The 20,214-nt window shown below is 62.3% G+C and carries 22 protein-coding genes; 4 read left to right on the plus strand and 18 right to left on the minus strand.

What is annotated here, in order from left to right; translation table 11 throughout:
* Positions 1 to 2 precede the first annotated feature (2 nt).
* Complete coding sequence (gene slmA / locus Q9246_RS19285) at positions 3 to 581, plus strand: nucleoid occlusion factor SlmA (protein WP_306392322.1); 579 nt, start codon at positions 3 to 5, stop codon at positions 579 to 581.
* Between the two features lie 10 nt (positions 582 to 591).
* Positions 592 to 2,433: an aminodeoxychorismate synthase component I gene (gene pabB / locus Q9246_RS19290; protein ID WP_306392323.1), complete on the plus strand. Its 1,842-nt coding sequence runs from the start codon at positions 592 to 594 to the stop codon at positions 2,431 to 2,433.
* Here pabB and Q9246_RS19295 read toward each other — a convergent pair.
* Entirely contained in the window at positions 2,430 to 3,041 is a 612-nt protein-coding gene (locus tag Q9246_RS19295) for an OmpW/AlkL family protein (protein ID WP_422802334.1), read from the minus strand. The genes pabB and Q9246_RS19295 overlap by 4 nt on opposite strands.
* 173 nt (positions 3,042 to 3,214) lie before the next feature.
* Between Q9246_RS19295 and Q9246_RS19300 the strand changes: the two genes are divergently transcribed.
* Entirely contained in the window at positions 3,215 to 3,652 is a 438-nt protein-coding gene (locus Q9246_RS19300) for an acetyltransferase (RefSeq protein WP_306392325.1), read from the plus strand.
* 4 nt (positions 3,653 to 3,656) lie between these two features.
* On the opposite strand, the gene Q9246_RS19305 is transcribed toward Q9246_RS19300, so the two are convergent.
* Both Q9246_RS19305 and Q9246_RS19310 read right to left on the minus strand, forming a co-directional pair.
* On the minus strand, positions 3,657 to 4,241 hold the full coding sequence (locus Q9246_RS19305) for a glutathione peroxidase (RefSeq protein WP_306392326.1): 585 nt from the start codon (positions 4,239 to 4,241) through the stop codon (positions 3,657 to 3,659).
* 70 nt (positions 4,242 to 4,311) lie between these two features.
* Positions 4,312 to 4,734 (minus strand): CoA-binding protein, encoded by a 423-nt coding sequence (locus tag Q9246_RS19310; protein WP_306392327.1) that lies wholly within the window; start codon positions 4,732 to 4,734, stop codon positions 4,312 to 4,314.
* Between the two features lie 113 nt (positions 4,735 to 4,847).
* Between Q9246_RS19310 and Q9246_RS19315 the strand changes: the two genes are divergently transcribed.
* Positions 4,848 to 5,474 (plus strand): peptidoglycan recognition protein family protein, encoded by a 627-nt coding sequence (locus tag Q9246_RS19315; RefSeq protein ID WP_306392328.1) that lies wholly within the window; start codon positions 4,848 to 4,850, stop codon positions 5,472 to 5,474.
* Positions 5,475 to 5,497: 23 nt separating this feature from the next.
* Here Q9246_RS19315 and Q9246_RS19320 read toward each other — a convergent pair whose 3' ends face one another.
* The 15 genes from Q9246_RS19320 to Q9246_RS19390 form a co-directional block, all read right to left on the minus strand.
* Positions 5,498 to 7,177 (minus strand): serine hydrolase, encoded by a 1,680-nt coding sequence (locus tag Q9246_RS19320; protein ID WP_306392329.1) that lies wholly within the window; start codon positions 7,175 to 7,177, stop codon positions 5,498 to 5,500.
* A 196-nt stretch (positions 7,178 to 7,373) separates the two neighbouring features.
* Entirely contained in the window at positions 7,374 to 7,796 is a 423-nt protein-coding gene (locus Q9246_RS19325; protein ID WP_306392330.1) for a F0F1 ATP synthase subunit epsilon, read from the minus strand.
* A 30-nt stretch (positions 7,797 to 7,826) separates the two neighbouring features.
* Complete coding sequence (atpD, locus tag Q9246_RS19330; RefSeq protein WP_306392331.1) at positions 7,827 to 9,230, minus strand: F0F1 ATP synthase subunit beta; 1,404 nt, start codon at positions 9,228 to 9,230, stop codon at positions 7,827 to 7,829.
* 117 nt (positions 9,231 to 9,347) lie between these two features.
* Entirely contained in the window at positions 9,348 to 10,223 is an 876-nt protein-coding gene (atpG, locus tag Q9246_RS19335) for a F0F1 ATP synthase subunit gamma (RefSeq protein WP_306392332.1), read from the minus strand.
* Between the two features lie 56 nt (positions 10,224 to 10,279).
* Positions 10,280 to 11,821 (minus strand): F0F1 ATP synthase subunit alpha, encoded by a 1,542-nt coding sequence (gene atpA, locus Q9246_RS19340; RefSeq protein ID WP_306392333.1) that lies wholly within the window; start codon positions 11,819 to 11,821, stop codon positions 10,280 to 10,282.
* 64 nt (positions 11,822 to 11,885) lie between these two features.
* Positions 11,886 to 12,419: a F0F1 ATP synthase subunit delta gene (locus Q9246_RS19345; protein ID WP_306392334.1), complete on the minus strand. Its 534-nt coding sequence runs from the start codon at positions 12,417 to 12,419 to the stop codon at positions 11,886 to 11,888.
* Positions 12,420 to 12,421: 2 nt separating this feature from the next.
* Positions 12,422 to 12,892 carry a F0F1 ATP synthase subunit B gene (locus Q9246_RS19350; RefSeq protein WP_306392335.1) on the minus strand — a complete coding sequence of 157 codons (471 nt, stop codon included), beginning with the start codon at positions 12,890 to 12,892 and terminating at the stop codon, positions 12,422 to 12,424.
* A 77-nt stretch (positions 12,893 to 12,969) separates the two neighbouring features.
* Positions 12,970 to 13,215 carry a F0F1 ATP synthase subunit C gene (atpE, locus tag Q9246_RS19355; RefSeq protein ID WP_005664041.1) on the minus strand — a complete coding sequence of 82 codons (246 nt, stop codon included), beginning with the start codon at positions 13,213 to 13,215 and terminating at the stop codon, positions 12,970 to 12,972.
* 85 nt (positions 13,216 to 13,300) lie between these two features.
* On the minus strand, positions 13,301 to 14,134 hold the full coding sequence (atpB, locus tag Q9246_RS19360) for a F0F1 ATP synthase subunit A (RefSeq protein ID WP_306392336.1): 834 nt from the start codon (positions 14,132 to 14,134) through the stop codon (positions 13,301 to 13,303).
* 4 nt (positions 14,135 to 14,138) lie between these two features.
* Complete coding sequence (locus Q9246_RS19365; RefSeq protein WP_306392337.1) at positions 14,139 to 14,474, minus strand: ATP synthase subunit I; 336 nt, start codon at positions 14,472 to 14,474, stop codon at positions 14,139 to 14,141.
* A gap of 340 nt (positions 14,475 to 14,814) precedes the next feature.
* On the minus strand, positions 14,815 to 15,693 hold the full coding sequence (locus tag Q9246_RS19370) for a ParB/RepB/Spo0J family partition protein (protein ID WP_306392338.1): 879 nt from the start codon (positions 15,691 to 15,693) through the stop codon (positions 14,815 to 14,817).
* A gap of 22 nt (positions 15,694 to 15,715) precedes the next feature.
* Positions 15,716 to 16,486, minus strand: a complete 771-nt coding sequence (locus Q9246_RS19375; protein WP_306392339.1) for a ParA family protein — start codon at positions 16,484 to 16,486, stop codon at positions 15,716 to 15,718.
* A 113-nt stretch (positions 16,487 to 16,599) separates the two neighbouring features.
* The gene (gene rsmG / locus Q9246_RS19380; protein WP_306392340.1) at positions 16,600 to 17,259 is read right to left on the minus strand and encodes a 16S rRNA (guanine(527)-N(7))-methyltransferase RsmG; all 660 of its coding nucleotides are present in this window, start codon (positions 17,257 to 17,259) and stop codon (positions 16,600 to 16,602) included.
* On the minus strand, positions 17,256 to 19,187 hold the full coding sequence (gene mnmG, locus Q9246_RS19385) for a tRNA uridine-5-carboxymethylaminomethyl(34) synthesis enzyme MnmG (RefSeq protein ID WP_306392341.1): 1,932 nt from the start codon (positions 19,185 to 19,187) through the stop codon (positions 17,256 to 17,258). Before mnmG ends, rsmG begins: the two co-directional genes overlap by 4 nt.
* 205 nt (positions 19,188 to 19,392) lie before the next feature.
* Positions 19,393 to 20,163 carry a sulfite exporter TauE/SafE family protein gene (locus tag Q9246_RS19390; protein WP_306392342.1) on the minus strand — a complete coding sequence of 257 codons (771 nt, stop codon included), beginning with the start codon at positions 20,161 to 20,163 and terminating at the stop codon, positions 19,393 to 19,395.
* Between the last annotated feature and the right edge of the window lie 51 nt (positions 20,164 to 20,214).

The raw sequence follows: 20,214 nt of genomic DNA on the forward strand, positions 1-20,214 counted from the left end.
CCATGGCAAGCACGAAGCCAGGCCAGCGCAAGCTGCAAATCCTCCAGGCCCTGGCCTCGATGCTCGAGCAGCCCAAGGGCGAGAAAATCACCACCGCCGCGCTCGCGGCGCGCCTGTCGGTCTCCGAAGCGGCGCTGTACCGCCACTTCGCCAGCAAGGCGCAGATGTACGAGGGACTGATCGAGTTCATCGAATCGTCGGTGTTCGGCGTCATCAACCAGATCACCGAGAAGGAAGACAGCGGACTGTCGCAGGCGCACGCGATGCTGCAGATGCTGCTCGGCTTCGCGGCCAGCAATCCGGGCATGACGCGGGTGCTGATCGGCGACGCGCTGGTCAATGAAGACGAGCGCCTGCAACTGCGCATGAACGGCTTCTACGACAAGGTCGAACTGGCCTTCAAGGGCGCGCTGCGCCTGGCCGTCACGCAAGGCCACGGCCAGGAAGCCGACGTCGCCGCGCGCGCCAGCCTGCTGGTGAACTACGTCACCGGCCGCTGGCACCGCTTCGCCAAGACCGGCTTCAAGCTCGATCCGACCGAAGGAACCTCGCTCCAACTGTCGCTGCTGCTGGCGGCGTAGAATCCGGAGCATGGATACCGGCGAAGTCTTCGCACTGCTGGACGATGCCCGCGCCGTGGGCGAGGCGCGCTCGCGCCTGTACAGCGGCCATGCGGGTACGCTGGCGTGCGAAGATGCAGCCGGCTGGCCGCCGCTGCTGGCGGCGCTGTCGCAGGCCTTGCAGGACGGCCTGCACGCGGTGCCGCTCCTGACCTATGAACTCGGCGCGCACCTTCAGGGCTTGCCGGCGCGGCCGCTGGATGGGCCGCTGGCGCGGGTGCTGCTGTTCAGGCAGTGCGAGCAGATGACGGGCGAGCAGGTGGCATCGTGGCTCGCTACCCGCAGTGACGGCGACGCACCGGCGGGCGTGGCCGGCATCACGGCCAATGTCGACGAGGCGCAGTTCACCGCCGCGATCGAACGCATCCGCGACTACATCGCGGCTGGCGACACCTACCAGGTCAACTACACCTACCGCCTGCGCTTCGACGCCTTCGGCGGGCTGTTCGCCCTGTATGCGCGCCTGCGCGCGCGCCAGCCGGTGCCGTATGGCGCGCTGGTGTCGCTGCCGGACGGCGGCGCCGTGCTGTCGTTCTCGCCCGAGCTGTTCGTGCGCCACGATGCCGGCACCCTGCTGGCGCGGCCGATGAAGGGCACGGCGCCGGCCAGCGGCGATGCCGACGTCGATGCCGCGCGCGCCCAGGCGCTGGCGCAGGACAGCAAGAACCGCGCCGAAAACCTGATGATCGTGGACCTGCTGCGCAACGACCTGGGTCGCGTGGCGCGGACCGGTTCGGTGCAGGCGCCGGCGCTGTTCGAGGTGCAGCGCTACGGCGCCGTGCTGCAGATGACGTCCACCGTGCAGGCGCAACTACGCGATGACACCACATTGGGCGACATCTTCGACGCCCTGTATCCCTGCGGCTCGATCACCGGCGCGCCGAAGCGGCGCACGATGGAGATCATCCACGAGCTCGAGCCCGACGCGCGTGGCATCTATACCGGCGCAATCGGCTGGTTCGATCCGGCGCCACCTGGCCGCGCCTTCGGCGACTTCTGCCTGTCGGTGCCGATCCGGACCCTGGCGCTGGATGCGGAGGTCGGTGGCGTGCGGCGCGGAGAACTCGGTGTCGGCGCCGGCATCGTCTACGACAGCGATGCGCAATCCGAATACGCCGAGTGCCGGTTGAAGGCGCGCTTTCTCACCGGCCTGCACAACGAATTCGAGATCTTCGAGACGTTGCGCGCCTCGCGCGACCATGGCTGCCGCCATCTCGAGCAGCATCTCGATCGCCTGGCGGCATCGTGCGCGTATTTCGGTTTTGCGTTCGACCGTGGCGCGGCGCACCTGGCGCTGCAGGGCGCCAGCCTGGCCCTGCCCGACGACGCCCTGTACCGCCTGCGGCTGGCCATCGGGCACACGGGCGCCATGACGCTGACGTCCGGCGCGCTGGCGCCGCTGCACGAACCGGTGACCTTGCTGCTGGCCGACGAGGCCACACACAGCGGCGACATCTTCTTGCGCCACAAGACCAGTATCCGCAGCCGCTACGATGCGGCCTGGAAGGCGGCCGAGGCGCAGGGCGCCTTCGACACGCTGTTCTTCAACGAGCGAGGTGAGTTGACGGAAGGTGGGCGCAGCACCGTGTTCCTGCGCTTCGGGGTGGCGTGGGTCACGCCCCCGCTCTCCTCCGGCGTGCTGCCGGGGGTCATGCGTCGAGTTCTGCTGGAAGCTCCTGCATGGAATGCGAGCGAGGGCGTGATCACGCGCGAGATGCTGGAACGGGCCGACGACATCGTCGTCTGTAACGCCTTGCGCGGCCCGCTCCGCGCCGTCCTCGCCAGTAGCCTGGACGGCGTGACCGCTTTTTAGAAGCGGTAACCGACACCCAGTCCGAACAGCACCGGGTCGACCTTCAGGTGGCTCACCTTGGCGCCGCCGACGTACACATCGCTGCGCAGGTTGATCCTCTTGACGTCGGCATTGAGCGACCAGCGTTCGTTCAGGCGCACGTTGACGCCGGCCTGCAGCGACAGGCCCCAGCTATCGTTCTCTAAATCGCCGGCGCCATCGAGCAGCTTGATGCTCGACATGCGGGTATAGTTGACGCCAGCGCCGACATAGGGACTGAAGACCGCGTCGGGCGCGAAATGGTATTGCAGGCTGAGGGTCGGCGGCAGGTGCTTGAAGCTGCCGATCCCGGCGCCGTCCAGGCGCGCGGTGTGCTTCTGTGGGTAGGTCAGGACCAGTTCGGCCGCGATGTGCGGGGTGAAGAAGTAGCTGATGTCCAGCTCGGGAATGGTCTTGGTGCTCACTTCGAGGCGGTCTGCCGCGCCGACGCCGCCGACCGGCGTCGACTTGTTGTCCGGGTCGACGTACACGGCGCGGGCGCGCACCAGCCATGGGGATTCCTGCGCCAGCGCCTGTGCCGACGCCAGCGCGATCAAGGCCACCAGCATGGTTTTCATCGTCGTTTTCATCTTTTTCTTACCTTTCTTCGTTTTCTGTCATCTGCGACGAAGGTAAGCTTATTGATGAGAAGCAAAACAAACTATGATCTACATCAAAATGACCATGCTATAAGTATGGTTTATAAAACGCCTATCTCCTAGGTTATAACTTTGAGACAAAAAATTTATTCGGAAGGATTCCCATGACCAGCATCAGCCTCGCCACGAACGACGATGTCCCGCGCCTGTTCGACATCTGGGAAGCATCGGTGCAGGCGACCCACGATTTCCTGGACCAGGACGATTTCCTGCTGCTGGTGCCGATCATCGAGCGCACGCTGCGCGAGTTCACGCCGCTGCATTGCGTGCGCGATGCCGCCGGCCAGCCCTGCGCCTTCATCGGCGTGAGCGAGGGGATGATCGAGATGCTGTTCGTCGACCCGCCCTACCGCGGCCAGGGCGCCGGCCGGGCCCTGGTGGAGTTCGCGGTCGCGCAACTGGGCGCCACGCGGGTCGACGTGAACGAGCAGAACCGCCAGGCGCTCGGCTTCTACGAGCGCATGGGATTCGCGGTGGAGGGACGTTCCGAGCAGGACCCGTTCGGCAAGCCGTATCCGATCCTGCACCTGGCACTGCCTTGAACGATTACAGCGCCGCTTCGATCTTCCCGGTCAGCTGGGGATCTTCAGGCGTGACCTTGCTCGGGAAGTGTTCGAGCACCTTGCCGTCGCGGCCGATCAGGTATTTGGTGAAGTTCCACTTCGGTTCCTGGCCGGTGGCCTTGGCCAGCTGCGCATGCAGCGGATTGGCTTGCGGGCCCTTCACCGAGCTCTTGGCGAACATCGGGAATTTCACGCCATAGGTGTTGAAGCACAGGTCGGCGATTTCCTTTGAACTGCCCGGCTCCTGCTGGCCGAAGTCATTCGACGGGAAGCCCAGGATCACCAGGCCGCGGCCGCCATACTTGGCATAGATCTTCTCGAGACCTTCGTACTGCTTGGTGAAGCCGCAGTAGCTGGCCGTGTTCACCACCAGCACCACCTTGCCGGCATATTGGCACAGGTCTTGCGGCGCTTCGTCCTGCAGGCGCTTGAAACTGTGCTTGAGCACGGCCGGGCATGCGGCCGGGCTCTTGGTCAGCGCGGCGACCGGCGCCGCCTGCGCGCGTGCGGGCTGGGTGAAGCTGACGGCGGCCGTGGCGGCGAGCAGCAGGGCGATGGTCTTGATCATGGCGTGGTATTGACGACGGTTGAAGTGCGTCGATTGTAGCGCAAGCCAAGGCCCCGGCGGCAATACCCCTTTACCCTTCCAGGTTGCGATGCTCGACCTTGATGCAGTGGTTCATGACCACGTCGAGCCCGGCGGCGCGCGCCAGGTCGGCGGCAGGCTGGTTCTCGATGTCGAGCTGCATCCACAGGCAGCCGGCGCGCACGGCGATGGCGTCGCGCGCGATTGGCCCGATGTCTTCGGATTTGCGGAAGCAGTCGACGATGTCGATGCGCTGGCCGCTGCTGGCCAGCGCATCGGCCGCGTCCTGCAGGCTGGCGTAGACCGGCTCGCCGTGGATGGTCTCGCCCGCATAGCTTGGATTGATCGGCAGGATGCGGTAGCCGCTCTGCTGCAAGTAGGCGCCTACTTCGTTGCTGGCCCGCTCTAGCTTGTTGGACATGCCGACGATGGCGATGGTCTTGCTGTCGCGGAGGATCTGGGCGATGGTTCTCATGCTAGCGTGGTCGCTGTTGTTATCGTTGCGACCAGCTTATCAGGTTTATATGGACTGGCGCTGTACGATCAAACGTGGAAAGATGGCGGCTCATCCATCCTGAATATGTCGACATGAACCTGGGACCTGTTTCGCTTATCGGCGCCGCACTCGCGCTGGCTTTTTCGGTGGGCAGTGCGCATGCCGCCTCCACGCTGGCCGAGGTCGAACAGGCCATCGTGCCGGTTGCCAGTTGGGGCGGCACGCCGGCGATCGAGGCCAAGGCGCGCCGACACCAGATCACCCACATCACCCTGCACCACCAGGGCGAGCCGTTCAAGCCAGGCACCGATCCGCAAGCCTACCTGCGCCGCCTGCAGGCGTGGTCGCGCGCCGAGAAGGGCTGGCTCGACATCCCCTACCACTACGTGATCGACCTCGACGGCCGCATCTATGGCGCGCGCGACATCGCCTTTGCCGGCGATACCAATACCGAGTACGACCCGAAGGGACATGCGCTGATCGAGGTGGTCGGCAATTTCGAGGAGGTCGAACCGAACCAGCAGCAGCTCGACGCGGTAGTGAAATTGATGGCCATGCTGGCGGCGAAACACGATGTGCCGCTGGACGCGATCCAGAGCCACCGCGATTATTCGGACAAGACCGTGTGCCCGGGAGAGAACCTGTACCGCTATGTGAAGGGCGATTATTTCAGGCACAAGGTGGCGCTGCGGCTGGCGCAGGAGCAGGCCGCGAAGTAAATCCGCGGCCTGCCGGTTAGCGCTTACTGCACGCGCGCGCCGCGCGTGATCTGGCCACCCTGGTGCAGCGCCAGCATCGGTGCGCCGCCCTCCCCTTTCTCGAAGCGGATTTCGGCGTTGATATCGCGCGAGAAGAACACGCTGTCGCTGGCCGGGAAAATCTCAATCTTGCGCTGCCCGGTGGCCTGCGCATAGTAGCGATCGCCCTCACGGCTGACCGCGAGCACGAACTGCGGCGCCAGCTGGTAATTGCCGGCCCAGGCATCGAAGCCGGCATTGTCGATCTTCACCGTCGCCCGTTCGGCAGGCGCGTCGCCGATGCGTTCGTTGCGGGTCTGCTTGCCCTCGTTGTCGACCGTGACGTGGGTGACCTTGCCCTGTGCGTCACGCTCGAACTCGAAGCGCGCCAGTGTTCCCGGCACGAAGAAGCCATTCTTCGCATACGGGGTCAGCGCGGCCGGCGAGCGGTCGCCGCGCGCCATCATGAGCTTGCCGTCGCGGCTGGCGAAGGTGCGCTGTTCCTTGCCGTCGATATCGTAGACGCCGGCGAAGGCATCGAGGGCCTTGGCATCGAGCGCGATCTCCTTCGGTTCCATGAACGGCTTGCCCATCGCCAGTGCCGCCGCCTTCTTGGCCAGCACGCCCGGATCGGCGTTGCCGCTGTCGGCATTGGCCAGCACCGCCACGAAGATCTTTTGTTCGGGCAGGCGCAGTGCATAGGTGCGGAAACCGTTAATGCCGCCGCCATGGTCGATCACCGGCGTCCCCTGCAGGGTGCCCACGTGCCAGCCATAACCATACTCGGTCGACTTCTCGGGCGTGAGCATATAAGGCGTGAAGGCCAGCTTCCAGCTCGCGGGCTTGAGCAGCTTGCCGGCCGCGATCGCGGCGTCCCACTTGGCGAGGTCGTCGACCGTCGACACCAGCGCGCCCGCGGCATAGGGCTGGGTCATGCTCAATGCCGCGGTGGGTCCATAGCCCTTTTCCTTTGCGCTGTAGCCGGCGGCGCGCGGCGCCTTGCCGCGCTCCGAACCCTCGTATGCCGTGTCCTTCATGCCCAGTGGCGTGAAGATGCGCTGCTCGAGGAAGCTGGCATAGGTCTGCCCCGACACCTTCTCGATGATCGCGCCGAGCAGGAAGTAGCCGCTGTTGTTGTAGCGGTAGTCTGTGCCCGGCTCGAACTCGAGCGGGTCGTTCTTGAAGTTGTCGATCATTTGGCCGACACGCAGGTCCTTCGCCATGTTCGCCACATAGTCCGGCTTGCCGGTGAAGCTCACGATGCCCGAGGTATGGGTCAGCAGATGCTCGACCGTGATCACCTTGCCGCCGGTCGGGTAGTCGGGGAAGAAGCGCGTGATCGGATCGTTCAGGGCCAGCTTGCCCTCGTCGGCCAGCATCAGGATCGCCACCGCCGTGAACTGCTTGGTGATTGAACCCAAGCGCAGCACGGTATCGGGCGTGAGCGGGGTCTTGCTGTCGAGATTGGCGGCGCCGTAGGCTTTCCGGAACACCGTCTTGCCGTCCTTGACCACGATGACCGTGGCGCCGGGATCCGTGGCCTTGTAATGCGGCGCGAACAGCGCATCGAGCTTGGCGGGCAACTGCTGGACGGCGGCCGCCTTGGTGGCAGGCTGTTGCGCAAGGACCAGCACCGGATTCGACATCAAAACGACAGCGACAGCGACGGCGGAGAGTTTCAGCATGATCGACTACCTCTTATTGGTTGTGATGTTGTTAATGTAACTGTGCCGTAAGAATGAGGGAAAGGAATTCGGACGAAACGCATTTCGTCGAGGATGGAAGGCCATATCTGCGCGACAAACTCGACCAGGTTCCACGCAATGGACGAAAAAAAAAGGCAGCCCGCAGGCTGCCCCTTTGCTACCGAGCTTTTGAAGCTCAACGGCCCTTCGACCGCAGCTTCTGGATCGCCGCCAACTGCGCGATCGCCGCAGCCATTTCGGCCTGGGCTTTCGCGTAGTCGATCTTCGAATCCTTGTTCAGCATCAGCTCTTCAGCCTGCTTCTTGGCTGCGGTTGCTTTCGCTTCGTCCAGGTCGCCACCGCGGATCGCGGTGTCGGCCAGCACGGTCACGCCGTTCGGCTGCACTTCCAGGATACCGCCGGCCACGAAGACGAACTCTTCGCCACCACCGGCCACCTGGATGCGCACGGCGCCCGGGCGGATGCGCGTGATCAAGGGGGTGTGCTTCGGGTAGATACCCAGCTCACCCGCTTCACCCGGCAACGCGACGAATTCGGCCTGGCCGGAGAAGATCTGCTCTTCGGCCGAGACTACGTCAACGAGAAATGTGTTTGCCATGTGTGTCCTTCAGTTGATGAAGAAGCCGACTTAGGCAGCCAGTTTCTTGGCTTTCTCGATAGCCTCTTCGATCGTGCCGACCATGTAGAACGCTTGTTCCGGCAGGTGATCCAGTTCGCCCGATGCGATCATCTTGAAGCCCTTGATCGTGTCTTTCAGCGAAACGTATTTGCCTGGTGCGCCGGTGAAGACTTCAGCGACGTGGAACGGCTGCGACAGGAAACGCTGCATCTTACGAGCGCGTGCGACGACCAGCTTGTCTTCCGGCGCCAGTTCGTCCATGCCCAGAATCGCGATGATGTCACGCAGTTCCTTGTAGCGCTGCAGGGTGCCCTGCACGGCGCGCGCGGTGGCGTAGTGTTCTTCGCCGACGACCAGCGGGTCCAGCTGGCGCGAGGTCGAATCGAGTGGGTCGACCGCAGGGTAGATACCCAGCGAAGCGATGTCACGCGACAGGACGACGGTCGAGTCCAAGTGAGCGAAGGTGGTCGCTGGCGATGGGTCGGTCAAGTCATCCGCAGGGACGTAAACGGCCTGGATCGAGGTGATCGAACCGGTCTTGGTCGAGGTGATGCGCTCTTGCAGGCGGCCCATCTCTTCGGCCAGGGTCGGCTGGTAGCCCACCGCCGATGGCATACGGCCCAGCAGTGCCGACACTTCGGTACCGGCCAGGGTGTAACGGTAGATGTTGTCGACGAAGAACAGGACGTCCTTGCCTTCGTCACGGAACGCTTCCGCCATGGTCAGGCCGGTCAGCGCGACGCGCAGACGGTTGCCTGGTGGTTCGTTCATCTGACCGTAGACCATCGCCACTTTCGAGTTGGCCGGGTTTTCCAGGTCGACGACTTTTGCATCTGCCATCTCGTGGTAGAAGTCGTTACCTTCACGGGTACGCTCACCCACGCCGGCGAACACGGACAGACCCGAGTGTGCCTTGGCGATGTTGTTGATCAGTTCCATCATGTTGACGGTCTTGCCGACGCCGGCGCCGCCGAACAGGCCGACCTTGCCGCCTTTGGCGAACGGGCAGACCAGGTCGATGACCTTGATGCCGGTTTCCAGCAGGTCGGTCGATGGCGACAGTTCGTCGTATGCAGGTGCATCGCGGTGGATCGATGCCATGCGCTCGTGGCTCACCGGACCGCATTCGTCGATCGGGTTGCCCAGCACGTCCATGATACGGCCCAGGGTCGGCACGCCGACCGGCACCATGATCGGATTGCCGGTGTTCTGGATCATCATGCCGCGACGCAGGCCTTCCGAGCTGCCCAGAGCAATGGTACGGACCACGCCGTCGCCCAGCTGTTGCTGGACTTCCAGGGTCAGTTCGGAGCCTTCCATTTTCAGTGCGTCGTACACTTTCGGCATGGCGTTACGTGGGAATTCCACGTCAACCACGGCGCCGATACACTGAACGATTTTGCCATCAGCCATGTTCGTTCCTTCAGATATATAGTTAAATTCTTGTTAAATCGTAAGAGCCAGTCAGTTATAGTCAGTTGGGGACAGAGTACCGCTCGCTTCGCTCGCTTAACTCTTTCCCGCAATTGATCAGACTGCCGCTGCGCCCGACACGATCTCGGAGAGTTCTTTGGTAATCGCAGCCTGGCGGGTCTTGTTGTAGACCAGCTTCAGGTCGCTGATGACGCTGCCGGCGTTATCGCTCGCGGCCTTCATCGCGACCATGCGTGCCGATTGCTCGGACGCCAGGTTTTCCGCCACTGCCTGGTACACCAGCGCTTCCACATAACGCACCAGCAGCTCGTCGATGACGACTTGCGCTTCCGGTTCGTAGATGTAGTCCCAGCCGTGGGCGCCTGCGTCGGCTTCCAGCGCTTTGGCTGGCAGCGGGAGCAGTTGCTCGACCATCGTTTCCTGCTTCATCGTGTTGATGAACTTGGTGTAGCACAGGTAGACAGCATCGAGCTGGCCTTCCTGGTACGCGTCCAGCATCACTTTGACCGGTCCGATCAGCTTGTCCAGTTGCGGTGCATCGCCCAGCTGGGTCGCTTGCGACACCAGTTTCATGCCGACGCGGTTCAGGAAGCCCAGGCCCTTGTTGCCGATGGCGACTGCCTCGACACGGTTGCCCAGTTGCTCCTGCTCACGCGCCTTCTGCGTTACCTGGCGCAGGATATTGGTGTTCATGCCGCCGCACAGACCCTTGTCGGTCGTGATGACGATGAAACCCACTGCCTTTGCCGACACGCCCTTGGCTTGCGCCATGAATGGGTGCGTGTACTCCGGGTTTGCGTTGGCCAGATTGGCGGTGATGTTACGAACCTTGTCACTGTAGGGACGGGCGGCGCGCATGCGATCCTGCGCCTTGCGCATTTTCGATGCGGCGACCATTTCCATCGCCTTGGTGATCTTCTTCGTATTCTCTACGCTCTTGATCTTGCCACGAATCTCTTTGCCTGCTGCCATGAGTCCTTACTCCTTCCGGGCACCGGCGCCGTCCGTGGACGGCGCCGGTCCATCAATTAATATGCGCCGGATTTCTTGAAATCAGCAATGGCGGCGGCCAGTAGCGCTTCGCTGTCCTTGTCCAGTTGCTTGGTTTCGTCGATCTTCGACAGCAGCGACGCGTGACCCGACTTCAGGAAGGCGTGCAGGCCGTGCTCGAATGGCAGCACTTTCTTGACTTCGATATCGTCCAGGTAGCCCTTGTTGACGGCGAACAGCGACGAGGCCATCAGCGAGGTCGACAGCGGCGAGAACTGCGGCTGCTTCAGCAGCTCGGTCACGCGCGCGCCGCGGTCCAGCTGCTTGCGGGTCGATTCGTCCAGGTCCGATGCGAACTGCGCGAACGCAGCCAGTTCACGGTACTGCGCCAGGTCGGTACGGATACCGCCCGACAGGCCCTTGATGACCTTGGTCTGGGCGGCGCCACCGACGCGCGACACCGAGATACCGGCGTTGATCGCAGGACGGATACCGGCGTTGAACAGCGAGGTCTCCAGGAAGATCTGGCCGTCGGTAATCGAAATCACGTTGGTCGGCACGAAGGCCGAGACGTCGCCTGCTTGCGTTTCGATGATCGGCAGTGCGGTCAGCGAACCGGTCTTGCCGGTGACGGCGCCGTTGGTGAACTTCTCGACGTAGTCGGCGTTCACGCGGGCTGCGCGCTCGAGCAGACGGCTGTGCAGGTAGAACACGTCGCCTGGGTATGCTTCGCGGCCTGGTGGGCGGCGCAGCAGCAGGGAAATTTGACGATAAGCGACAGCCTGCTTCGACAGATCATCATAGACGATCAGCGCGTCTTCGCCGCGGTCGCGGAAGTATTCGCCCATCGCGCAGCCCGAGTAGGCCGAGATGTACTGCATCGCTGCCGATTCCGACGCCGATGCGGCGACGACGATCGTGTATTCCAGCGCGCCGTGCTGTTCCAGCGAACGCACGATGTTCTTGATGGTCGAAGCTTTTTGACCGATCGCGACGTACACGCAGGTGACGCCTTGGCCTTTCTGGTTGATGATCGCGTCGACTGCGACAGCCGATTTACCGGTCTGGCGGTCGCCGATGATCAGCTCACGCTGGCCACGGCCGATCGGCACCATCGCGTCGATCGACTTGATGCCGGTCTGCATAGGCTGCGACACCGATTCACGCGCGATGACGCCAGGCGCGATCTTTTCGATCGGGGCGGTCAGCGTGGTGGCGATTGGACCCTTGCCGTCGATCGGCTGGCCCAGGGCGTTGACCACGCGGCCACGCAGTTCAGGACCGATCGGCACTTCCAGGATGCGGCCGGTGGTCTTGACGGTGTCGCCTTCCGAGATGTGCTCGTAGGCGCCCAGGATGACGGCGCCGACCGAGTCGCGCTCCAGGTTCATCGCCAGGCCGAAGGTGTTGCCAGGGAATTCCAGCATCTCGCCCTGCATCACGTCCGACAGACCGTGGATGCGGCAGATACCGTCGGCGACCGAGATCACGGTGCCTTGGTTGCGGACGTCGGCAGAACCTTCCAGGCCCTGGATCCGGCTCTTGATCAGCTCGCTGATTTCAGATGGGTTAAGTTGCATGCTTGCTAACTCCAATTATAGTTTCTTGATGCGTAGGGCAAGGGTGTCGTCGGCGGTGCGATTCTTACGCGGCCAGCGCAACGTGCATGCGTTGCAGCTTGGCGCGTACCGAGGTATCGAGCACTTCATCGCCAACGACCACGCGCACACCACCGATCAGCGAGGGATCCACTGTTACCGTTGGGTTCAGCTTGCGGCCAAATTTCTTTTCCAGCGTGGCGACCAGCGACGACAGCTGGTCGGCCGAAATCTCGAACGCGCTGAAGATGTCCGCGTCGGCAGCGCCTTCGCTCGCGTTCTTCAGTTCAGCGAACTGGGTGCTGATTTCGGGCAGCAGGGTGATGCGGCCGTTTTCGGCCAGCATCGCAATAAAGTTCTTCGCTTCAGCACTCAGCGGAGCCTTGACCAGCGACGCAATCGTGTCCGCCAGTTGTGCGTGCGTGACGTTCGGGTTGCTGGCGAAGGCCTGCACATCGGAAATGGCGCCAATTTGACCCAGTTCCGAGGCGACGGCCGACCACGCGTTCATGTCGCCGGTTTGGGCGACACGGAACAGCGCTTCGGCGTAAGGGCGGGCGACGGTTGCGAGTTCTGCCATGATCAGAGCTCGGTCGACAGTTGCGACAGCAGGTCGGCGTGGGCCGCTGCGTTCACTTCACGCTTCAGGATCTGTTCGGCGCCGGCAACCGCGAGGGTTGCAACCTGGCCACGCAGTTCTTCGCGCGCGCGCGTCACTTGCTGTTCGGCGTCGGCCTTGGCGGCGGCGACGATACGGGCAGCTTCTTCGGCAGCGGTGCGCTTGGCTTCTTCGATGATCGCAGCGGCGCGCTTTTCGGCGTCGACGATGCGCTTCTGGACTTCGTCACGGGCGCCAGCCAGTTCGGTCTGGACGCGCTTTTCGGCGGCAGCCAGGTCAGCCTTGCCGCGGTCGGCGGCGGCCAGGCCACTCGCGATCTTCGCGGCGCGCTCGTCGAGCGCCTTCATCAGCGGCGGCCACACGAATTTCATCGTGAACAGCGCCAGGATGAAGAAAACCACGAGCTGAGCAATCAGGGTTGCATTGAGGTTCACGGGGTTATCCTTCTTACAGAAACACGGATGCCGAACCAGAAACTGGTTCGGCCCTTCAAGACCTAGTGAGGCGAGTCTTAGACTGGAACGAACGGGTTAGCGAACGCGAACAGCATGGCGATACCAACGCCGATCAGGAATGCCGCGTCGATCAGACCAGCCAGCAGGAACATCTTGGTCTGCAGGGTGTTCATCAGTTCTGGCTGACGTGCAGAAGCTTCGAGGTATTTACCGCCCATCAGAGCGATACCGATACAAGCACCGATGGCGCCCAGACCGATGATCAAACCGCAAGCCAGTGCAACAAAAGAAAGGTCAGTCATGAAAAACTCCAAAAGTTAAATTAAAAACTAGATTAAAAACTACAACTTCTTTACAACCACATTCACTCGATGCTTGCGGCTTCGATCAGTGGCCTTCGTGAGCCTGACCGAGGTAGACCAGCGTCAGCATCATGAAGATGAATGCCTGCAGGATTACGATCAGGATGTGGAAGATCGCCCAGATGGAACCGGCAATCACGTGGCCGATGAAACCGAACATCGTCGCGGTTCCGCCCAGCAGTGCGATCAAGAGGAACAGCAGTTCGCCGGCAAACATGTTACCGAACAGTCGCATACCGAGCGACACCATTTTTGCTGCGTATTCGATGATGTTCAGGAGCAGATTGAACGGCGCCATCCAGATGCCGAACGGTGCTGCGAACAGCTCGTGGAGCCAGCCGCCCAGGCCCTTGATCTTGATGCCGTAGTAGAACATCAACAGCAGTACGCCCAGCGACATGCCGATCGGTGCGTTCAGGTCGGCGGTCGGGACCACGCGGTGGTATGGGAAGATGTGTTCGATACCGAAGGCGGCGAACATCCATGCCCACATATCGACCGGCAGCAAGTCCAGTGCGTTCATCAGGACGATCCAGACGAACACGGTCAGTGCCAGCGGAGCGATGAAGCTGCGGTCGCCATGCACGATGGTCTTCGCCTGGTCATCGACCATCTCGAACAGCATTTCGACGAAGGCCTGGAAACGGCCGGGAACGCCCGAAGTCGCCTTGCGCGCGGCTGCCCACATGAACAGGCAGGCGGTCAGGCCCATCGCGATCGACCAGAACAGGGTGTCGTAGTGGACGACCGAAAAGTCGACCGGACCTACCTGGTACTGGTTCTTCAGGTGGCCCAGGTGGTGAACGATGTATTCTGATGCGGTGGGCGCGTGCGCTGCGCCGTCTACTGGAGTCGCCATGTCGTCATTGCCTAAATAATAAGATGATGTAACTTTTCAGTGCCACGATGATCCCGGCGACCAGTGCCAGCCAGTTGAGATCGTGGTACAGCCACGCTGTCGCGCCCAGGAGCGCCAGCGTCAATGCAATCTTTACAAATTCCCAGATGAAAAATGTCGCGGGAGTAGCCGTTCCAGATGCGGAAGCGGCAAACAAGCGCACTGCCATGATCCCGTTGGGCACGACACAACACAAACCGCCCAGTACAGCCGAAAACATCGCAGCCCTTCCCCCCAGTAGTGCGGCGATGGCGCCAACGACTACCGTTGCTATCAACTGCAGGGAAACGATACGCAGCATATTTTTCTAGGTCTGGTGCCAGCGTATTTTGGACGAACTACGATGTGGTAATTACATGAAACGCCGGAATTATAAGTGGTTATACGGACGCGAGTCAAACGATTCGCAACTTATAACTGGTCCGTAAAGATGACGAAAATGTGACAGGTTGCTGACGGAATGGGCAATATTTTCAGTAACTTAACGCGAGATGGTGTATTGCTGGGGATGTGACAATTGCGGGTGAGTGAGCATGTACTGACGTTGCTCGAAGGTAGCAAAAATGGTGGTAGCGCTATCGCGTTCACACTCGGAAGGACGCTACCGTGTCCGATCGGGTAGCGTCCCTGCGTTATCGCTTTTACGCGCGCAAACGCGCCAGCACGCCATCGAGGATATCGAGATCGGCAAAGTCGATGATCATCTGCCCCCTGCCCTTCGGCCCCATCTTGAACACGACCGGCGTCGCCAGCTTGTCGGACAGTTCTTCTTCCAGCCGCACGATGTCGCCCGGCTTGTCCTTCGCGCGGGCCGGCGTGGCCGGCGCGTTCTGCTCCTCGAGCGCGCGCGCCACCAGTTTCTCTGTCTCGCGCACCGACAGGCGCTTGGCGATCACGTGGTTCGCGAGCGCGATCTGGTTCGCACTGTCGACCGCCAGCAGGGCGCGGGCATGGCCCATGTCGATATCCCCTGCCATCAGCATCGTCTGCACCGGCGGCGCCAGGTTGATCAGGCGCAGCAGGTTCGACACCGCGCTGCGCGAACGGCCGACCGCGCCGGCCGCCTGTTCGTGCGTAAAATTAAAATCCGAGATCAGGCGCTGGATGCCCTGCGCTTCTTCCAGCGGATTCAGGTCTTCGCGCTGCATGTTCTCGATCAGGGCCATCGCGGCGGCCGACTGGTCGTCGACGTCGCGCACCAGCACCGGGATCTCTTCCAGCCCCGCCATCTGCGCCGCGCGGAAGCGCCGCTCGCCGGCGATGATCTCGTAAGGCGTGCTGCTACCCGCCGGCAGCGGACGCACCAGCACCGGCTGCATGATGCCCTGGGTCTTGATCGAGGCGGCCAGCTCCGACAGGCTCACTTCGTCCATGCGCGTCCGAGGCTGATACTTGCCGGCCTGGATCTGGGTGACCGCCAGGACCGAAGGCAGGTTGCTTGCAGCGGGAGCGGCGTCCATGTCGCCGCCGAGGAGGGCGTCGAGCCCGCGGCCCAGTCCCTTGAGTTTTTTGGTTGCCATTCTCTGTCAGCTTTCCTGGTGATTACATGGTCTTGATGCGCTGGACCATTTCCGCGCCAAAGGCGATGTACGCCTGCGCGCCTTTCGACGACGGATCGAATGTCACGCCCGGGATGCCGTAGGACGGCGCTTCGGCCAGGCGCACATTGCGCGGGATGATGGTCTTGAACACCTTGTCGCCGAAGTGCTGCTCGAGCTGATTCGAGACCTGCTGCGACAGCGTCATGCGCGGATCGAACATCACCCGCAGCAGGCCGATGATCTTGAGGTCGGTGTTCAGGTTGGCGTGCACCTTCTTGATCGTGTTGACCAGGTCGGACAAGCCCTCGAGCGCATAGTATTCGCACTGCATCGGGATGATCACGCCATGCGCGGCGCACAGGCCGTTCAGCGTCAACAGCGACAGCGCCGGCGGGCAGTCGACCAGGATGAAGTCGTAGTCGGCATCGACCGCGGCCAGCGCATCCTTCAGGCGCCGCTCGCGGTGCTCGAGCGCCACCATCTCGACCTCGGCGCCGGCCAGCTCGCGATTGGCGGGCAGCACGTCGAAGCGGCCGGCTTCGGAGCGCACGCGCGCGCCAGCCACATCCGACTCGCCCAGCAGCACCTGGTAGATCGACGACTCCAGCTCCGCCTTGTTGATGCCCGCGCCCATGGTGGCATTGCCCTGCGGGTCGAGGTCGACCAGCAGCACGCGCTGGTCCAGTTTTGCCAGGCCTGCCGACAGGTTGACGGTGGTGGTGGTCTTGCCCACCCCACCCTTCTGGTTCGCAACGCAAAAAATCTTCGCCATCTTTTATCTTTCCCGCAAGCGGCTACAAGACGCTATACCGTTCATACCGTACAAACCATTTTAATGGTTCATACTGAATAAACGATATAAACGGTTTATACAGTTAATATTGTTTAGGGAGTTTTATCGGATTGTTCGATGAACACCAGGTGACGCTCGGCGCCCAGCCTTGGAACCTGCAGCGGCTGCAAGCCGCTCACTTTCCATGCTTGCGGCAGCCGCTCGCGCTCCTCGCTCGGCGCCACCCCTTTCAAGGCGATGAACTTGCCGCCCTCTTGCAACAGGTGTCCAGACCACTCGACGAAGTCGGACAGGTCGGCGAAAGCGCGCGAGGTAATCACGTCGAATTTGTCGCTCACCTGCAGGTCCTGCACCTTCATCGTGTGCACCGTCACGTTTGTCAGGCCCAGTTCGGCCTTCACCTGCGTGAGAAAGGCGGTTTTCTTGTGGACGGTGTCGATCATCGCTACTTTCATGTCGGGCCGCGTGATCGCCAGCACGATGCCGGGCAATCCGCCGCCCGCGCCCACGTCCAGCACATTGCGGGCCTCGCTGAAGGCCGGTACCGCGGCCAGCGAATCGAGCAGGTGGTGGGTCACCATCTGCATCGGGTCACGCAGCGAGGTCAGGTTGTACACCGCATTCCACTTGTGCATCAGCTGCAGGTAGGCCATCAACCTGCCCTGCTGTTCCGGCGTCACGTCCAGTCCCATTTCGGCGACGCCCTCGCGCAGGACCTTGGCCAGCGCTTCCTGGTCGAACAGATACTTCATTCGGCTGCCTCCGCCGGTGCTGCGGTAAAGCCCTTGGCGCCGCGTTTTTTCAGGTGCACCAGCAACAAAGAGATGGCCGCCGGGGTGACGCCCGAGATGCGCGAGGCCTGGCCCAGGGTTTCGGGTCGTTGCTTGTCCAGCTTCTGGCGCACTTCGAACGACAGCGCCGCGATCTCCAGGTAGTTCAGGTTCTCGGGCAGCTTCAGGTTTTCGTAGTGATCGTGACGCTCGACTTCGCGCGCCTGGCGATCGATATAGCCTGAATACTTCAGCTGGATCTCGACCTGCTCCTTCACCGCTGGGTCTTCCACGCCAGGGCCGGCCAGCGGCTGGCCCTCGACGCCCTGCATCGTCATCAGGGTGTCGTAGACGACGCCGGGTCTTCTGAGCAGGTCGGCCAGGTTGTACTCGCGCTCGAGCGCCTGCCCCACCACGCGCTCGGATTCGGCGGCAGCCAGGATACGCGGGTTGACCCAGGTCGACTTCAGGCGTTCCAGCTCGCGGGCGACGGATTCGCGCTTGGTTTCGAAGGCTTGCCAGCGCGCGTCGTCGACCACACCCAGTTGGCGGCCGATCTCGGTCAGGCGCATGTCGGCGTTATCCTCGCGCAGCGACAGGCGGTACTCGGCGCGGCTGGTGAACATGCGGTACGGCTCGGCCACGCCCTGCGTGGTGAGGTCGTCGACCAGCACGCCGAGGTAGGCCTCGGAACGGCCCGGCGTCCAGGCATCCTTGCCCTGGGTTTGCAGCGCGGCGTTCAGGCCCGCCAGCAAGCCCTGGGCCGCTGCTTCTTCATAGCCGGTAGTGCCGTTGATCTGGCCCGCGAAAAACAGGCCCTTGATGGCCTTGGTTTCCAGCGAGGCCTTCAGGCCGCGCGGGTCGAAGTAGTCGTATTCGATTGCATAGCCGGGGCGCAGGATGAAGGCGTTCTCCATGCCGCGCATCGAACGCACCAGTTCCAGCTGGACGTCGAACGGCAGACTGGTCGAGATCCCGTTCGGGTAGAACTCGTTGGTGGTCAGGCCTTCGGGTTCGAGGAAGATCTGGTGCGATTCCTTCGAAGCGAAGCGGTGGATCTTGTCTTCGATCGACGGGCAGTAGCGCGGGCCGACGCCTTCGATGACGCCGGTGTACATCGGGCTGCGATCCAGGCCGGCGCGGATGATGTCGTGGGTACGCTCATTGGTGTGCGTCACCCAGCACGGCACCTGGCGCGGATGCATCGCCACATTGCCCATGTACGAAAACACCGGCACCGGATCGAGGTCGCCCGGCTGTTCGGCGAGCACCGAGAAGTCGATGCTGCGGCCGTGGATGCGCGGCGGCGTGCCGGTCTTGAGGCGGCCCTGCGGCAATTTGAGTTCCTTCAGGCGCGACGACAGCGAGGTCGCCGGTGGATCGCCGGCGCGGCCACCCGAATAGTTCTGCAGGCCGACGTGGATCTTCCCGTCCAGGAAGGTACCGGCGGTGAGGACTACTGCGCGTGCGCGGAACTTCAGCCCCACCTGGGTGACGGCGCCGACGACGCGGTCGCCCTCCACCATCAGGTCATCCACGGCCTGCTGGAACAGCCACAGGTTCGGCTGGTTTTCCAGGCGCGAGCGGATCGCGGCCTTGTACAAAACCCGGTCGGCCTGGGCGCGGGTGGCGCGCACCGCCGGACCCTTGGACGAGTTCAGTATCCTGAACTGGATGCCTGCTTCGTCGGTAGCGATGGCCATCGCGCCGCCGAGGGCATCGACTTCCTTGACCAGGTGGCCCTTGCCGATGCCGCCGATCGACGGATTGCAGGACATGGCGCCAAGGGTTTCGATATTGTGGGTCAGCAGCAAGGTCTTTTGACCGGTACGTGCAGATGCGAGTGCGGCCTCGGTTCCGGCATGGCCGCCGCCGACGACGATGACGTCGAATTCAGTAGGAAATAGCATGATGGGGATGTGAGGCGAGGAGACTTAATGCGCGATTATAGATTCTTTTTTCCTGCAGGACTCTCAGTCGCTCCGAAAACGACAGATTTTGTTTCACGTGAAACCTTACTCTTCAGTTCTTACGCCGGTGTTTCACGTGGAACAAGTACAAAACAAAAAGCCGGGTAGACACCCGGCTTGGTTGTTTCACGTGGAACAGTCAGGCTTACCAGCCCAATTTTGTGAACGAATCATAGGCTGTCTTTACAATCAGTGCTGTGACGACAAACAGGAAAAGTTTGCGGACAAAGCCGCTGCCATGCTTCAACGCGAGCCTGGTGCCAATAACCGAACCAACGATCTGGCACCCCGCCATCAGCAAACCGAGCTGCCACAGCAAATGGCCGCTGACGCCGAACCACATCAGTGCCGACAAATTGCACGCAACATTGACCACCTTGGCTGCCGCCGACGCGCTGAGGAAATCGAAGCCAAAGAAGCGCACGAACAGGAACAGCAGGAAGCTGCCGGTGCCAGGTCCGAAGAAGCCATCGTAAAAGCCGATGGCAGCGCCGATCCCGATCGCCCAATAACGCTCGGCCATCCCGCTGTGCAGCGGCGCATGCACGGCGCCGAGATCCTTCTTCATGAAGGTATAGACCGCCACCGCCACCAGGACGAAGGGCAGCAGTGCACGCACGAAATCGGCCGGCACCTGCGTGACGGTCCAGGCGCCGACGAAGGACAGAGCAAACGCCGCAATCGCCGCCGGCGCCGCGGTGCTCCACGCGACTCGGACGCGACGCGCATAACTGACAGCGGCCGAACCGGTGCCGAAGATGGCTGCGAGTTTATTGGTACCGAGGATGGTTGCCGGCGCTTCCTTCGGCAACAAGGAAAACATGGCAGGAAGCTGGATCAGGCCGCCGCCGCCGACAACGGCGTCGACCAGGCCAGCGGCGAAGGCGGCGCCGCCGAGCCAAACTACATCGATCATGGGGGAACTTTCAGGGGAGGTGCAGAGCCGATATTTTACGGCAAGCATGCC

The sequence above is a fragment of the Telluria beijingensis genome (assembly GCF_030770395.1).
Taxonomy (GTDB): domain Bacteria; phylum Pseudomonadota; class Gammaproteobacteria; order Burkholderiales; family Burkholderiaceae_D; genus Telluria; species Telluria beijingensis.